Here is a 15650-nt window from a genome sequence, read left to right as displayed (position 1 = left end):
TTTTTTTAAATAAAAAATTCCCAAATTCTTATTGAATTTGGGAATTTTAGTGTTGTATTTTTATTTCTTATTTTCCTTTATTAGCTTCGGCTACATAGCGTTCTAAAGCCATTGTCATAGAAGGAGTTTCGGGAGTTGGCGCTAGAATATCAATTCGTAATCCGTGTTCCAAGGCTTCTTTTTGAGTTGTGCTTCCAAAAACAGCTATTCTAGTATCATTTTGCTTAAAATCTGGAAAGTTTTTAAACAAAGATTTTATTCCAGTAGGGCTAAAAAATGCAAGAACATCATAATAAACATCGGCTAAATCAGATAAATCACTCATTACTGTCTTGTAAAAAACAGCTGGTGCCCAATTTATTTTTAAATTGTTTAAAGTAATTGGTGCATCTGCATTTAATTGATCTGATGCTGGTAACAAGAATTTTTCGTCTTTGTATTTTTTGAAAAGTGTAGTCATGTCAGCAAAATCTTTTTGACCAACATAAATCTTACGTTTTCTATACACAACATATTTTTGCAGATAAAAAGCAATGGCTTCCGATTGACAGAAATATCGTAAATCTTCGGGCACTTTATATCGCATTTCTTCAGCTACTCTAAAGAAGTGGTCTACAGCATTTCTACTGGTTAAAATGATTGCGGTAAAGTTGTTTAAGTCAATTTTTTGAGCTCTAACATCTTTTGCGCTTACGCCTTCTACATGAATAAAAGAACGAAAATCAATCTTTACCTTGTGTTTTTGTTGTAAATCAAAATAAGGTGAATTCTCTACTTTGGGCTCTGGTTGTGACACCAAAATCGTTCTTACTTTCAAATTTGACATGTTTAAGCTCTAATTTTTTGTAATCAAATAATATATGAAATAATAGGGCGCTATTTCAAGTGCGCAAAGATACAAAATAAAATAAAACAACTTACCAAATACTAAATTTTGATAATTTTTCAAAGAAATAAGATAAGTAAGTATGTTTATTATTAATAATATAGAAATTATGATGATAATGAGAGAATTTGTTGCGTAATTATCATAAAATAGAATTATAGAAAACGGCAACAATAGTAATCCTAAGTAGGTTCTAAAGGTAACTTTCTGTAAATTAAATTGCTCGATGATTTCTTCAATGCCAAAAGTGGCTGCAATTATTTTTTCGACAAGAAATTTACACAAGATAAAAACCGTCAATAAGGTAAATATTCGAGTGAATAATATCCAATCATTTTTTTCGCCATAATCAAAATGTGATAAGACTAATTGAATAAAAAAGGAAAATGAAATGATGTTAACTACAAACAAAAGTACATTAAATCCGCTCATTAAATGGCTGCTTTCTCTATATATTTTGGTGTATTTGTCTGAAATTAACAAGCGTATGTAGTCATTAAATCTATTTTCAAATGCCGTTTTTGCTACAACAATAAGTATCAATGCAAAAACAAAAATTAAGGTTGCCCAATCTTTGCTTTCTATATTTCTAAGATGTAATTGAAGTGCTATCATTGGGTGCAAAATTACTAAATTTTATTTGTTGATTAGTATTATAATATTATTAAGATTATGAAGTTATAAAATGAGTATTTTTGCACAAACTTTTATAGATAAATATGAACTGTGGTATTGTAATTATTCCTACGTATAACGAAATTGAGAACATTGAAAGCATTGTGAGAGCTGTATTTTCTTTGCATAAACCGTTTCATGTGTTAATTGTAGACGATAATTCGCCAGATAAAACAGCCAATAAAGTAAAAGAACTTCAAAAAGAGTTTTCCAATTCCCTTTTTCTAGAGCAAAGAGAGAAGAAAGCAGGATTGGGAACAGCTTATGTTCACGGATTTAAATGGGCTTTGGCGCGTGAGTATCAGTTTGTTTTTGAAATGGATGCCGACTTCTCGCACAACCCACATGATTTAGAAAAATTATACGATGCTTGTCATTTTGGTGGTGCCGATTTAGCCATTGGATCACGATATGTAACTGGAGTAAATGTTGTAAACTGGCCACTAAGTAGGGTTTTATTATCCTATTTTGCTTCGGTTTATGTTAGAATGATTACCGGAATGAAAATTATGGATGCCACAGCAGGATTCATTTGCTATGGCAGAACGGTTCTTGAAAACATCAACTTAGATAAAATAAAATTTATTGGGTATGCCTTTCAAATTGAGATGAAATATAGAGCTTTTGCTAAAAACTATGCCATTCAAGAAGTACCAGTAATTTTTACCGATAGAACCAAAGGACAATCTAAAATGAGCGGATCAATTATTAAAGAAGCCATTTTTGGAGTTTTGTCTTTGCGAATCAAAAAGTTTTTTAACAGATTATAAAATACTATGAATACGTTTTTAATTAAGAATGCAAAGATTGTAAATGAAGGAGCCATTTTTGAAGGCGATGTTCTTATTGAAGGCGAATTTATAACAGAAATTGCCCAAAGTATTAGCCATAAAAGTTCCAATTGCAAGGTTATTGATGCCGAAGGAAATTATTTAATTCCGGGTGCAATTGATGATCAAGTACATTTTCGTGAACCAGGTTTGACACACAAAGGAACTATTGCATCAGAAAGCAGAGCTGCTGTTGCTGGCGGAATCACATCTTTTATTGAACAACCAAATACGGTTCCGAATGCTGTAACTCAAGAACTTTTAGAAGAAAAATACCAAATTGCATCACAAACTTCCTATGCCAATTATTCTTTTATGATGGGCGGAACGAATGATAACTTGGAAGAAATTTTAAAAACAAATTCGAAAAATGTTGCCGGAATAAAATTATTTTTGGGTTCATCAACAGGAAATATGTTGGTTGATAATCCAGAAACGTTAGAAAAAATATTTTCATCGACCAAAATGCTTATTGCAGTGCATTGTGAAGATGAAGCTACAATAAAAACCAATTTAGAAAAATATAAAGCCGAATATGGAGAAGATATTCCAGTAACGGCGCATCATTTAATAAGAAGTGAAGAAGCTTGTTATTTATCTTCATCTAAAGCGATTGCTCTAGCTAAAAAAACAGGTGCAAGATTGCATGTTTTTCATCTTTCTACGGCTAAGGAAATGGAATTGTTTACCAATAAAATCCCGTTAGAAGAAAAAATGATCACTGCCGAAGTATGCGTGCACCACCTTTGGTTTACCAATGAAGACTATAAAACCAAAGGAAATTTCATTAAATGGAATCCAGCAGTGAAAACGGCTACAGACAGAGATGCACTCTGGAAAGCCTTGCTTGATGATACTATTGATGTTATTGCGACCGATCATGCGCCACATACTCTTGAAGAAAAATCTCAAAAATATTTAAACGCTCCTTCTGGCGGACCATTAGTTCAGCATGCTGTGGTGGCTTTGTTTGAAGCTTTTCATCAAGGTAAAATTTCTGTAGAGAAAATCGTTGAAAAAATGTGTCACAATCCAGCAAAGATTTTTAAAATTGAAAAACGAGGATTTATAAAAGAAGGATTTTATGCCGATTTGGTAATTGTTGATCCAGCTAAACCATGGAGTGTGAGTAAAGATAATATTTTATACAAATGTGGTTGGTCACCGTTTGAAGGAACTAATTTTAAATCTAGAATTTCGCATACTTTTGTAAACGGACAATTGGTTTATGAAAATGCCAAAGTGAAAGAAATTAAAGCAGGAAAACGATTGCTTTTTGACCGATAAAATTTTATATACCGATAAAATGAAAAAAATAATAGTGTTACTTTTTATTGCAATTGCTTTTTTTGTGTCTAGTTGTAAAAAGGATTTGGTAGAAAAACCCAAGAATCTTATAGACAAAGATAAGATGGAAAATATAATTTATGACTTGGCTATTCTTGAAGCTGCCAAATCGCAAACTATGGGAATGCAAACTAATTACCCGAAACCTACAGATTTTTTAAAAAGTAAATATAAAGTTGATAGCCTTACTTTTGCAAAAAGCACACAATATTATGCTTCTGATATAAAAGAATACAAAAAAATGTACGATAGAATTAAAGAACGATTGAAAGCAGACAGTAAGAAAAATAATGGTGGAAAAGAGGAAACTTTAAATCCTGATGCTGGAGTTGTTAAGTAATTTAATTTTTAAAATGTAGTAACATAGTATCTAAATAATTTTCTATTTCTTGAAAATTATAGTTTAAATAGGATTTTATTTTTTCATTAGATATTAAATCTTTGTTTAGTATAGATTGCGTTGCGTGTTTAGAAATCTTTCTTTTGGTTCTAAATATGGAAGAAATTAACCAATCCAATCGCCATGCAATTGCTAAAAGCCATGGTTTAGCTTCAATTCTAGGTTTGCTAGCTTTTATCTTATTGGCAATTGTAAAAATGATTTTTTTATAAGTAATATTTTCAGAAATTACTATAAAACGTTCTCCGCTACAATCGGACTTCATTAAAGTGGTCATTATTTTTACAACATCTATTACAGAAACATATGCTGAATTTCCATTGGTATAAAATGGAAATCCTTTTTTAATTGAAGTAAAAAAAGCACCACTTCCTTGATTGAAAAATCCGGGTCCAAAAATTATTCCTGGGTTTACAATTACAACAGGTAATCCTTCTTGAAAACCGCGCCACACTTCCATCTCGGCGCCATATTTAGAAATTGCATAATCGCTGTGTAGAATTTCTGGATTCCATTCGCTTGTTTCGGAAATGACTTTTTCGTTTTGAGCCAAATCTCCTAATGCAGCAATAGAACTAACGTGGCAAAGTTTTTTGATGTTTTTGGCGATGCAAAAGTTTACAATATTGGCTGTGCCTTCAATGTTTACTTTTCTTAGTTGGTCTTCGTCGTTTGGGTTAAATGAAATACTTGCTGCACAATGGTAGACGTAATCAATGTTTTGAAATGCAATTTCTAACGATGGAACGTCTAGAATATCGGCTTGAACCCATTCTATTTTAGAGAATAAATGGGATTTTTTATACAAATCAAAAAGTAATTTTGTTTTTGTAATGTAATTCGAATTTCTATATAGAGCACGAACTTTCGTTTCGTCATTTTCTATTAAATGAAGAAGTAAATGTGCACCAACTAATCCTGTTCCGCCTGTGACTAATACCATTTTGTAAAGATAGGGTTTAAGAAATAAGTTTAAAAGTTTAATGGTTTAAAAGTTTAAAAGGTTGTAGTTTGAAATTGTTTTTTTAGGTAAGACAAAAACTGTTTAGCCCTGATTGAAACGGTAGCTCGCGATTTTTTTTCGCGACTACAAGTGTAAAGCAGGAATTGCCATTGCTGAGAATGCCCAAGCGATTCGCTTCTAAATATTGAAATTTAATTTTGAAATTGTCATTGCCACTGACTTTCGTTATATTTGCGCAAATTATAATTGTACGATGAGGAATTTAGTAGAAGAATTGCAATGGCGCGGATTGGTTCATGATATTATGCCTGGAACTGAGGAGCAACTTTTAAAAGAAATGACAACGACATACATTGGGTTTGACCCAACAAGTGATTCGTTGCATATTGGAAGTTTGGTGCCAATTATTTTATTGGTTCATTTAGAGCAATTTGGACATAAACCTATTGCTCTTGTTGGTGGCGCAACTGGTATGATTGGTGATCCTTCTGGAAAAAGTGACGAAAGAAACTTGCTAGACGAAGCTACTTTAGAGAAAAATGTTGCTGGAATAAAAGCTGTTTTATCTCGATTTTTAGATTTTAATTCGAAGGAAGCAAATGCACCAATTTTAGTAAATAACTACGATTGGATGAAGGATTTTTCGTTTATAAATTTTGCTCGCGATGTTGGTAAACGCATCACGGTGAACTATATGATGGCAAAAGATTCGGTAAAAAAGCGTCTTTCTGCCGAAGGTGACGGAATGAGTTTTACTGAGTTTACGTATCAATTAATTCAAGGTTATGATTTTCATCATTTGTATAAAGCGCACAACTGTTTGTTGCAAATGGGCGGAAGCGACCAATGGGGAAATATTACCACTGGAACTGAATTAGTGCGAAGAATGAATGGTGATGGCGCAAAGGCTTATGCAATGACTTGTCCGTTAATTACTAAAGCTGATGGTTCTAAATTTGGAAAAAGTGAAGGCGGAAATGTGTGGTTGACGGCTGATAAAACTTCGGTTTATAAATTTTATCAATTTTGGTTGAATACTACTGATGTTGATGCTGAGAAATATATTAAAATATTTACTTTTTTAGATAAAGCTACCATTGACGGCTTAATTGCAGAGCATAATGAAATGCCACATTTGAGAGTTTTACAAAAACGATTGGCAGAAGAAGTTACAACATTTGTACACGGAAGTGAACAATTAGAGAAAGCTGTAGAAGCATCGAAAGTGCTTTTTGGAAATCCAACGATGGAAGATTTAAAACAACTTGACGAAGCTACTTTTCTAGAAGTTTTTGAAGGTGTGCCACAAGCAGAAATTGCAATTGCTGCTGTAGAAATTGGAATTGCTATTGTAGATGTTTTAAATGAAAAATCAGGTTTTTTTAAATCTAATGGTGAAGCTAGAAGGGCTTTGACTGCGAATTCTATTTCGGTAAATAAGACTAAAGTTACTGAGGAATTTGTATTGTCGTTGAAAGATTTAATAAACAATGAATTTGTATTGTTACAAAGCGGAAAGAAAAATTATTTTGTTTTGAGAGTCGTTTAAAATAAAAAAAGCGAATAGTATATTGAGACGCATTTAGGTGCGTCTTTTTTTATTCTTTAAAGTTGATTTCCATTTTGTTGGATGTAAATCGTCCTTCAATAAAATTCTCATCCTTCTTAATTTTTGAAAGTTCTTCGGGTGAAAGTGAATTTATGCGATTTGATTTGTCTAAAAATAAGGAAAGTTCAATCTCGAATTTGTCTTTTTCATCTAGATAAAATTCTTTATCGTCTATTTTATAATAGCGTTCTTTATTCCAACTTGTTGTTATTTCAAATTCTTTAGTCTCGTTAGGATTTAGTTTTACAATAGATTGGATTAGTTTTTGGTTTCTGTAAATCCACATATCATCAGTACTTTTTCCGCCATTTTTTTTATAGTCTTCAATTGTTTTTTCGTATTCTGTATTAAATTTATCTGTTAAATCTTCTATTATTTTTTTTCTTTTTTCGGAATCTGTTTCTGCTTCAAATCCTTCTTGTTCTGCGTATATTTTTTCGTAAAATGGACCGTCAACATCTTCAAAAACTCCGTTTTGATATATTTTATATACAGGAAACAATGTCATAGAACTTGCAGAATGTGCTATTAATGTTTTTGGCATCAAGAAAAAAGAAATTTCTTTATTTGTCAAATTCTTAATATGGTATTTAATGGTGAATTTTCTCTTTTTTAAAGATAAATCTGTAGTAGAAATTGAATTTATTTTTATTTCAATTTGTGCAGATACTGAAAAAGTGAATAAGAATACAAGGAAGTAAAGTAGTCGCATAAACAAGGATTGAATTAATAGTAACGAATATAATTCAAAAAAATTATAGTACCATCAAGTTGCATCCACGAATATCAGAATTATCGAATCTTCCTAAAACTTCAAAAGAGTTGTTGGGGTATTTTTTGCCTAAATCTTGGGTTGCAATAAAAGAGCAGGAATTGATATTAGCCAAATCAATGACATTTATTCCGCCAGTTTTTCCAGTTTCTATATATGATAAAGCATCTTCTGTGTCTCGAATTAAAATTGACATCCAACTGGGACATTCAAAAATTCCGTTTCCTAATGAATAAGCTTGCGATAACAATTCGGTCATTCCATATTCAGAATGAATACTAGAAACGCCAAAACCATTGCATAGTAATTGGTGCAATTCTTCTCGGATAATTTCTTTGCGTTTGCCTTTCATTCCGCCAGTTTCCATAATGATGGTGTTTTTTAATTGAAATTTTTGTTGTTCAATTAAATCCAATAAAGCATAAGTAACGCCTATTAAAATAACATTTTGACCTGAGGCGTCTAATTCGACTAACTTAGCTATTAGTTCGTCATAATTGTTCAAATAAAAGCCACTGTTTTCGTTATTAGAAAGCTCAATCAAATCTTTCACCATATAGATTAAAGACGAACCAGTGCGTTCTAGATAGGATGGAAGTAAGGCTAAAACTGCATAGTTTTCTATGTTTCCATAAAATTCTGAAAAAGCATTTCTATAGCTCTCTTCGTATAGTGTAACATCTGTAATAAGATGTTTGCTGGTAATCATTCCTGTTGTTCCGCTACTTGTAAAAGTTTCTTGAATAGGTTCAGTAGAAGATAGAACCTCATGACTTTTAAAAAACTGAATGGGTAAAAAAGGAATTTGGTGTAATGATTTTACCCTTCCTTTTTCGATATTTAATAACTCACAAAATTCACGGTACACTTTATTATTTTCGTATTGAAAACGAAAAACTTTCAAAGCTATTTTTTCAAATTGCTTTTGACTTGATATTGTGAATAGGTCTTGTGAGGTGATCAATGATTTTTTTTACAAAAGTAATGAAAATAAAAAAGCTCCAACGTTAATTGGAGCTTTCTGTTATAATAAAAAATTAATTATTCAATAACTAATTTTCTTGTAGCAGTTTTACCTTCTTCAGTAATTTTCACTAGGTAAATTCCACCTTTTATACTTGCAACATTAATTTCGTTTGAAGTAGATGTTGTGTTTAAAACTTGTTTGCCCATTACGTCAAAAATTGTTACAGTTTTTTCAGCGTTAGCAGAAGTTTCAATAAATAAAGTTCCGTTAGAAACTGGATTAGGATATACTTTTAATCCTGAAATTGTATTTTGATTTACTGATAATAATTGGGCAGTTGTCGTTGCAATTCTTAACTCGTCCACAGTTATAGATGGAGTTGTAGTAGTTGTTCCTTGTCTTAACAAGAATCCTCCTAAAGTTGAGATTGCAGCAGTTGGTGTATCAGTTAAATTTGGTGTTGTTGCAGCAGTAAAGCTAGCTAAAACTGGATTGAACCAAGCTTTTAAAGTGTTTCCAGTAAAATCATACCCTAAAACTACCAAAACAACATCTCCTACATTGAAAAGAGTTGGGTCGTAATTTGTAGTAGAAGTTCCAGAAGTTAATCCTAATTGATATTGTGTAGCGGTTTTTTTGATAAACAATCTACTTTTAAAATTAGATGAAACTCCATCAGTTAAAACTACGAAATAATCTTGATTTCCATCAGTTGTAACATTAGCATAGTCAGTAACTTTGATTAAAAATGAAGCAAATAAATTTCCATCAGTTGAAGTAGTTGCTGTAAATGGTGTATGACATTCTTTACCATCACCTCCTAAAGAAACAGAATTTCCTGAAGAAGTAAGGCCTGTGTATGATAAATTTCCTGTTACAACACTAATGTCATCACCAGTATTTGCGTTAGACCATCTCTGAGAAGATCCTAATGTATTGCCGACAGTATAATTGAAAGGTTCGTTTAAAGGTAAAGTATTAACTGGTTTACATTCAGGAGAATTTAAATTAGCAGAATATGAACAAACACCACTAACAACATTTAATGTTAATGCAGTTCCTTCAGAAATACCAGAAATAACTATGTTTCCGGCAGCAACTGTTGCAGGATTATCACCACCAACTGTTCCAGAAGAAGGAGTTATAGTGTAAGAACCAGTTCCGCCACCAGTGTAAGGTATTGTTGCAGTGTAAGTATCTGTGCCAAATGTTACAGCATCACAAAGAGATGTAGGAGTACTTAAAACTAATGTACATGCAGCGTTATAAAAGTAAACTTTCAAATCATCAATTCTAAATTGTGTTGAATTTGGTGTTGCAACAGTTGATGGTTGAGTAAATCTTAAAGACAAAGTAGTTGTTGATGGAATTTGACCACCACCAATTGTTACTAAATTCCATGTAGTAGTTGTATTGTTTGTAAAAGTAATTGGCGACCAGTTAGTGCCACCATCAGTACTTTTTTCTAAAATCAATTGACTAGTAGTTGCGGAAGTTAAATAACCAAAAGACAATTGTAAGTTAGCTGAAGTGTATGCTGATGTATTTATGCCATCAACTTGGAAAAAATGACCAACATTAGTTGTTTGCGATAAAAAGACATTTCCATTTCCTGAAACTCCTGTGTAGCCAGAAGAAACCGAAGTTACTCTTAAACTAGTAGCGCCTGTTGTTCCGCTGTAAACTATTGGAGAAGAATTTTGAAATGTTGCAGGAGCAGTTCCTGTAATGTAATTAGCAACCGTCGTATTTCCAGTAGGAGTTCCGAAATTTTCAGTGTAGATAGTCTGTCCAAAAGTAAAAGCAGTAACTACCAAAAACAATAAAGAGTAAAGTTTTTTCATTTTTTTTAAATAAAATTTTAGACGACAAAGATAATGACTATTTTAATAAATAAAAATAATCAAAGTAAAAAAATAGTTAACAATACAGATATTTAACTATCTGACAATTAATTTTCTAGTAGCACTTGTGTTGCCTTCCTCTATTTTGATGATGTAAACACCAGGAGAAAGAGATGCAATGTTTAGTTCTCTAGTAGTTAAAACAGTTTGTAGTACCTTTTTCCCTAGTACGTCAAATATGGTAATTTGCTTGTCTTCATTAGATTTAGAAGAAATATAAATCTTACCATTACTAACTGGGTTAGGATAAAAGTTTAGACCTTCAATAGTGTTTTCTTGCACTTTTGATTGTTGTTTTCCGTCTTGTGCGAAGGCACTTGTGGTGCAAAGGCAAAGGAAAAAAAGTATTGTATAAAAGTAATTTTTTGTCATGAGTACAATTTGGTTAAAACAAATGTATAAATATTATTTCAAATACAATGCCAAAAACAAAAAAATCCCTCTAATTTGAGGGATTTTTAACACTATATAAGAACTTTCTTTATTGAAGAAGATTTACACCACCAACTGTTGACCATGCTCCAGTTGTTAAGTTAGCACCAGTTGTTGTTGTGCTAGTTGTAAATTGTCCAGTTGGGAACGCTACAGAGATTGCAGCAGTTGCTCCAACAGGAGTGACTTGTGTAGTATTTGTTATTTTAACGTTTGTTAATTTAATTTTAGAAGCGTTAACTTGATCTGTATTAGTCGTAACATCTTGAATTTTAACAGCTGCACCTTGATAAACTACAGACGCTTCAGTATAATTTCCGTATCCATCAATTACTACATTACTAAAATCTCCATTTCCTTCTTTTTTAAATTGGAACGCATCTACTTGAACATCTCCAGCAACTTCAGGAGTACATCCAGAAGCTCTTTTTAGAGTTATGTCTGTAACTTTAGGCCAAAATGCATTGTTGTTATTAGAACACTCTATTTCCATACCAAAGTTTCCTTTGTTTACTTGATATCCGTACCAGTTTGAGTTGTTTTGACCTTGCCATCCATCTTGCCAGTCAAAAGCATCATCATAGTTTCCGTAAGAAATTGCATTTGTCATGCTTACAGTTCCACCAAAGAATTCGTAACCATCATCAGCACCTTTGTAAGAAACTAAGTGGTCTAAAGTTGTACCAGAACCGCAAGAATAGAATGTAAATCCATTATTTTCTTTAGTTCCGTCTGCTAATTTTGCACCAGCATATTCCACTCTAACATATTTCAATGAACCACCGTTGTGGGTAGCATTTGTTCCACCATATGGTAATGCATTTCCATCTTCAGAAGTTGAAGTTGTAACACCACCAATTGCTTTTATTGGAGCATCTCCATATACTATAATTCCACCCCAAGAACCAGGAATACCAGATTTCTCTGTAAAAACTACTGGTTGAGATGCAGTACCGTTTACATTTAATTTACCTCCGTTTACTACTACTAAAGCATTATCTCCTGTTGTTTTGTCACAAGTAATTGTAGATCCAGCGTCAAAAGTAACTGTTACTCCTGAGTTTATTTTTACAATTCCTTTTAAAGTGTAAGTTCCTAAAGGATAAGTTTTGTCTGCAGTTATTGGTCCTGTAATTTCTCCTGTAACCACTGTTGCAGTTGTTTCGTCGTCACTGCTTGTACATCCTGTAAAGATTGAAGCTAAAAGTGCTACTCCTAAAATAAGTTTTTTCATGTTTATTGTGTTGTTTAATTTCTGATACAAATTTATGTGCTTCTGTTTTTTTTGTGGTTATCTAAACATTATAATAGCGTTATTATAAGTAGATAAAAAAGTAAAATTATTGTTAAGAAGTAGTCTTGTTATTAACATAAAAAAAGCTGCCATGTAAAGGCAGCTTTTTATTCTTTAGTTAAAAAAATTAGAATGTGTATCCTAGATTGATAGAGAAACCAACTCCTTTTTTAAAATCATTAATGATATTAGAATTTTCTATTATTGCTGATGTACCATTGTTGCCAAGTTCAAATTTTCTATTTGGATTTAATAAATTGTCGGCAGAGAATTTCATGTCAAAATGCTCAGATAATTTACTGCTCCATACAAAGTCTAGTTGTTGTACAGGTAATTCATAAATATGATCTAAACCTCCAGTTCCAACTGCATAAATTCTTTTTCCAAAAACAGAATATACAAATGAAGCTGTGTTACTCCAAGTTTTGCTAAAATTGAATTGATATTTTATATCTGAATTTAGCAACCATCTTGATGCTCCTTGTAAATCTCTTGATTTATGTGTTTCAATAGAATTAGTTATACTTCCGTCAGGATTAACAGTTATTGGTTTTACTTCTACCGTAGTTTTCATTAATGAAGTATTAAATCCTAATGAAAAGTCTTTAAGGTTTTTACTTATTCTTTCAAAGTCAAAAATAAATTCAACTTCGGCACCATAAAGTTTTGCGTTATCAGAATTTAAATAGGTTGTAATAGTTGCGTTAGCTGCATTAGCTACGAAAGTTCTTTCGATAGGATTTTTAATATCTTTCCCAAATATTCCAACAGTAAACATTTCTTTATTACTTGGGAATAATTCATATTTTAGATCAACATTATAATTATCAGAATTTGTTAAAAAAGGATTTCCTTTAGTAGAAGTTCCATCAGCATTGATGTATTCTATAGGATAAGCTTCCATTATAACTGGTTTAGTATAAGTTTTTCCTGCTGCAAAACGTAAGTTTGCTTTTTCAGTCACAGCATATTTTGCATTTAGTGAAGGTAATAAATAAAAGTTGTTGTACACTAATTTTTTGTAAGGAGCATCAAAGCTTCCTTGTTCTCTATATTTAGTTTCGCGTTCAGTGTTTTCAGCTCTAACACCTCCATTTACTTCCCATTTATCATTAAATTTAAATAAAAGATTTGCATATCCTGAGTTAGATTGTTCGTTAAGTTTTGCTTTATAATTAGCATTAGAACTTTCTCTAAAACTGAAAGCATTTTGGCTTAAATAATCATTTAATTGAGCATCTACACCATTAGTTGGAATTGTAAAACTATTTGGTGCAAAGTTGTTTATAGGAGTAATAAATCTATATGATGATTGCATCAAGGAAGCACTTCCATTATAGCCAATTGCCAATTTGTTTTTCTTTTCTTCACCTCCAAATTTCAAACTGTATTCTGCCATTCCAGATAAATAGATGTCACTATTGATATCCAAATATTGCTTAATGAAATTATTACCAGCAATAGATGTTATAATATTGTCACCACTTGGAGTTCCAGAGAAGAATTTTCTGTCTGGTTGTTGGTACGATGTTTTAGCAAATGAACCTCCAAATTTAAAATTCTGATCTTTATTTGATGTTAATGCAATTTCACCAAGTAATTGTGTGTTAAAATAATCAGATTGGTCCAATTGGTTTGTTCTAATTAATGTCACATTATTGTTGGCAGTTAAATCTGCATATCCTAATTGATCTTTAATTAAATTTTCTGTAGTTCTTAAGTAAAAATTATTCCAAGACAATTTCATTCTTCCAAAGGTATAATTTAAACCCAATAAAGAAGAAAGCGATGTTTTGTATCTGTATTCACTGCTGTTAAAATCATTTCTATAAACGTATCCCGATGGGTTATTATTGAAATTTCTTTCTACGCCGTTTCTATAACTGTAGTTATTATCAAAATTTAATGATAGTAAGTATGACAATTTAGAATTGTTTTTGAATGAAAATTTTTCTGAATGTAAAAAACCAATACTTGTATTTAAAGGACTTTTTATTTCTGAAACATCAAATCCGCTTTTAAAAGAAGAAAGTGCTTGATCTGGTGTAAAAGTATAACTAGCAGGTTTTCCTCCCAATAATGATGGTAGTGATCTATCGTTTCCTGTTAGCCCAAAAAATCCTTTAGAATTGTCAGCATCTTTTGAAATTAAAAACGATCTTAAGTTGTTATTGGTAGTAAAACTTGTTCCTATATTTATTTTAGTAACACTTTTATTTCCTTTAGAAGTAGATGTTGCAATATTAAAAGTACCGCCTGCAAAATCTCCATAAATATTTGGATTGAAGGTTTTGTAAACATCAATTACACCAACAATGTCTGTAGGAAATAAATCCAATGGAATTATTTTTTTAAACGGATTGTTAGTCGGAGCTGCCAAATCATTAATTAATAAGTTGTTGTAACGATCTTCTAATCCTCTTACAAATAATCCTCTTGAACCTACTTTTGTGATTCCGGTAATTTTTGTCAATCCTTCTTCTACATCGCTTACTCCTTTTCTAGACATTTCTTGAGCACCAATACTTTGTTTTATCTCGACAGCCTTTTTTTGTTCTAGTAACAATGCTGTTTCCTTTTCTCTATTAGAGGTGCGTTGAATAACTACATCCTCAAGTTTGTATGCGCCAGATCCTAAAGCTTTATTAACAGTTAAGGTTTCGTTTGCAACAACCGTTACAGGAATTTCTACAGATTCATAACCTACAAAACTTAACACTAATACGTGATTTCCTGGCTCAACTTTTAATGAATATTTACCTTTGTCATCTGTTGTAGCTCCTGTACTTGTTCCTTTTATTACAGCATTTGCAAATTGAATAGGCGTATTATTCATATCTTTATCGGTAATTACACCAGTAATTGTCCCTTTGTTTTGAGCAAATGATAATGCACTAATAAGTAATGTTATAAAAATTAATCTAAATTTCATTTTGTGTGTGTCGTTAAAATTCTGTGCAAAGAACGTATTGCTTTGTAAAGTTCAAGTTACTCACAATTTATGTTTAGGTTTAGTAATCATTACCTAAATGTTAACACATTAAATTACTGTTAACTCATTTTAAAGCCGGCATGATAAGCGATAAAGTGCTATATTTACATTCGCAAACAACGAAATAGTTGCATTATGAAGAAAAAAGACATTAAGATTTTATTGGTTGATGATGAGCAAGATATCCTAGAAATTGTAGGCTATAATTTGTCACAAGAAGGATTTAAAATTGTTACTGCATCCAATGGTAAAGAAGCTATTGCAATGGCCAAAAAAGAGCGTCCGCAATTAATTATAATGGATGTTATGATGCCCGAAATGGACGGAATGGAAGCTTGTGAAAATATTAGAAAAATTCCCGAATTGAGTAACACAATAATTACTTTTTTAACTGCAAGAAGTGAAGATTATTCTCAAGTTGCAGGATTTGATGCCGGTGCAGACGATTATATTGCAAAACCAATTAAACCAAAATTATTGGTAAGTAAGGTAAAGGCATTGTTAAGAAGGCTTAAAGACGATTCTGGATCGAGCGAAAACCTTAACGTTGGCGGAATTGAAATTAATCGTGAAGAATA

The 15650-nt window shown here is 31.7% G+C and carries 14 protein-coding genes; 5 read left to right on the top strand and 9 right to left on the bottom strand.

Annotated elements, in window-relative coordinates; all coding sequences use genetic code 11:
* Positions 1 to 67: 67 nt before the first annotated feature.
* Positions 68 to 817 carry a uroporphyrinogen-III synthase gene (locus tag ACH2CG_RS01185; RefSeq protein ID WP_395061444.1) on the bottom strand — a complete coding sequence of 250 codons (750 nt, stop codon included), beginning with the start codon at positions 815 to 817 and terminating at the stop codon, positions 68 to 70.
* 18 nt (positions 818 to 835) lie between these two features.
* The gene (locus ACH2CG_RS01180; protein WP_395061373.1) at positions 836 to 1501 is read right to left on the bottom strand and encodes a DUF4271 domain-containing protein; all 666 of its coding nucleotides are present in this window, start codon (positions 1499 to 1501) and stop codon (positions 836 to 838) included.
* Positions 1502 to 1605: 104 nt separating this feature from the next.
* On the opposite strand from ACH2CG_RS01180, the gene ACH2CG_RS01175 reads away from it, so the two are divergent.
* Genes ACH2CG_RS01175 through ACH2CG_RS01165 form a run of 3 tightly spaced genes read left to right on the top strand, consistent with a single transcriptional unit; the run spans position 1606 to position 4078 of the window.
* Positions 1606 to 2331, top strand: coding sequence for a polyprenol monophosphomannose synthase (locus ACH2CG_RS01175; RefSeq protein ID WP_395061371.1), 726 nt, complete (start codon positions 1606 to 1608; stop codon positions 2329 to 2331).
* A 6-nt stretch (positions 2332 to 2337) separates the two neighbouring features.
* A complete protein-coding gene (locus ACH2CG_RS01170) occupies positions 2338 to 3678 on the top strand; it encodes a dihydroorotase (protein WP_395061369.1) in 1341 nt (446 codons plus the stop codon).
* Positions 3679 to 3697: 19 nt separating this feature from the next.
* Positions 3698 to 4078: a DUF4296 domain-containing protein gene (locus tag ACH2CG_RS01165; protein WP_395061367.1), complete on the top strand. Its 381-nt coding sequence runs from the start codon at positions 3698 to 3700 to the stop codon at positions 4076 to 4078.
* Position 4079: 1 nt separating this feature from the next.
* Here ACH2CG_RS01165 and ACH2CG_RS01160 read toward each other — a convergent pair whose 3' ends face one another.
* Positions 4080 to 5081: an NAD-dependent epimerase/dehydratase family protein gene (locus tag ACH2CG_RS01160; protein WP_395061365.1), complete on the bottom strand. Its 1002-nt coding sequence runs from the start codon at positions 5079 to 5081 to the stop codon at positions 4080 to 4082.
* A 274-nt stretch (positions 5082 to 5355) separates the two neighbouring features.
* Between ACH2CG_RS01160 and tyrS the strand changes: the two genes are divergently transcribed.
* Positions 5356 to 6651, top strand: coding sequence for a tyrosine--tRNA ligase (gene tyrS, locus ACH2CG_RS01155; RefSeq protein WP_395061363.1), 1296 nt, complete (start codon positions 5356 to 5358; stop codon positions 6649 to 6651).
* A gap of 49 nt (positions 6652 to 6700) precedes the next feature.
* Here tyrS and ACH2CG_RS01150 read toward each other — a convergent pair whose 3' ends face one another.
* The 6 genes from ACH2CG_RS01150 to ACH2CG_RS01125 form a co-directional block, all read right to left on the bottom strand.
* Positions 6701 to 7423, bottom strand: a complete 723-nt coding sequence (locus ACH2CG_RS01150; protein WP_395061361.1) for a hypothetical protein — start codon at positions 7421 to 7423, stop codon at positions 6701 to 6703.
* A gap of 43 nt (positions 7424 to 7466) precedes the next feature.
* The gene (locus ACH2CG_RS01145) at positions 7467 to 8447 is read right to left on the bottom strand and encodes an acyl transferase (protein WP_395061359.1); all 981 of its coding nucleotides are present in this window, start codon (positions 8445 to 8447) and stop codon (positions 7467 to 7469) included.
* A 77-nt stretch (positions 8448 to 8524) separates the two neighbouring features.
* Entirely contained in the window at positions 8525 to 10294 is a 1770-nt protein-coding gene (locus ACH2CG_RS01140) for a T9SS type A sorting domain-containing protein (RefSeq protein WP_395061357.1), read from the bottom strand.
* 96 nt (positions 10295 to 10390) lie between these two features.
* Positions 10391 to 10726, bottom strand: coding sequence for a T9SS type A sorting domain-containing protein (locus ACH2CG_RS01135; RefSeq protein WP_395061355.1), 336 nt, complete (start codon positions 10724 to 10726; stop codon positions 10391 to 10393).
* Positions 10727 to 10835: 109 nt separating this feature from the next.
* Positions 10836 to 12020, bottom strand: a complete 1185-nt coding sequence (locus ACH2CG_RS01130) for a hypothetical protein (protein ID WP_395061353.1) — start codon at positions 12018 to 12020, stop codon at positions 10836 to 10838.
* A gap of 187 nt (positions 12021 to 12207) precedes the next feature.
* The gene (locus ACH2CG_RS01125) at positions 12208 to 15012 is read right to left on the bottom strand and encodes a TonB-dependent receptor domain-containing protein (protein WP_395061351.1); all 2805 of its coding nucleotides are present in this window, start codon (positions 15010 to 15012) and stop codon (positions 12208 to 12210) included.
* Between the two features lie 195 nt (positions 15013 to 15207).
* Here ACH2CG_RS01125 and ACH2CG_RS01120 point away from each other — a divergent pair.
* Positions 15208 to 15650 (top strand): response regulator transcription factor (locus ACH2CG_RS01120; RefSeq protein WP_395061349.1); only part of this gene is annotated, 443 nt, incomplete at its 3' end.

Origin of the sequence: Flavobacterium sp., from assembly GCF_043778725.1 — a bacterium.
In the GTDB taxonomy this organism is placed as follows: Bacteria; Bacteroidota; Bacteroidia; order Flavobacteriales; family Flavobacteriaceae; genus Flavobacterium.
The sequence above is the reverse complement of the archived record's forward strand: the minus strand, read 5'-3'. Positions and strand labels throughout refer to the sequence as shown.

Excerpts from the sequence above, each read along its gene's own strand:
- ACH2CG_RS01180 (WP_395061373.1), bottom strand. The coding sequence starts at position 1,501 with ATGATAGCACTTCAATTACATCTTAGAAATATAGAAAGCAAAGATTGG.
- ACH2CG_RS01175 (WP_395061371.1), top strand. The coding sequence starts at position 1,606 with ATGAACTGTGGTATTGTAATTATTCCTACGTATAACGAAATTGAGAAC.
- ACH2CG_RS01170 (WP_395061369.1), top strand. The coding sequence starts at position 2,338 with ATGAATACGTTTTTAATTAAGAATGCAAAGATTGTAAATGAAGGAGCC.
- ACH2CG_RS01165 (WP_395061367.1), top strand. The coding sequence starts at position 3,698 with ATGAAAAAAATAATAGTGTTACTTTTTATTGCAATTGCTTTTTTTGTG.
- ACH2CG_RS01160 (WP_395061365.1), bottom strand. The coding sequence starts at position 5,081 with ATGGTATTAGTCACAGGCGGAACAGGATTAGTTGGTGCACATTTACTT.
- tyrS (WP_395061363.1), top strand. The coding sequence starts at position 5,356 with ATGAGGAATTTAGTAGAAGAATTGCAATGGCGCGGATTGGTTCATGAT.
- ACH2CG_RS01150 (WP_395061361.1), bottom strand. The coding sequence starts at position 7,423 with ATGCGACTACTTTACTTCCTTGTATTCTTATTCACTTTTTCAGTATCT.
- ACH2CG_RS01140 (WP_395061357.1), bottom strand. The coding sequence starts at position 10,294 with ATGAAAAAACTTTACTCTTTATTGTTTTTGGTAGTTACTGCTTTTACT.
- ACH2CG_RS01135 (WP_395061355.1), bottom strand. The coding sequence starts at position 10,726 with ATGACAAAAAATTACTTTTATACAATACTTTTTTTCCTTTGCCTTTGC.
- ACH2CG_RS01130 (WP_395061353.1), bottom strand. The coding sequence starts at position 12,020 with ATGAAAAAACTTATTTTAGGAGTAGCACTTTTAGCTTCAATCTTTACA.
- ACH2CG_RS01125 (WP_395061351.1), bottom strand. The coding sequence starts at position 15,012 with ATGAAATTTAGATTAATTTTTATAACATTACTTATTAGTGCATTATCA.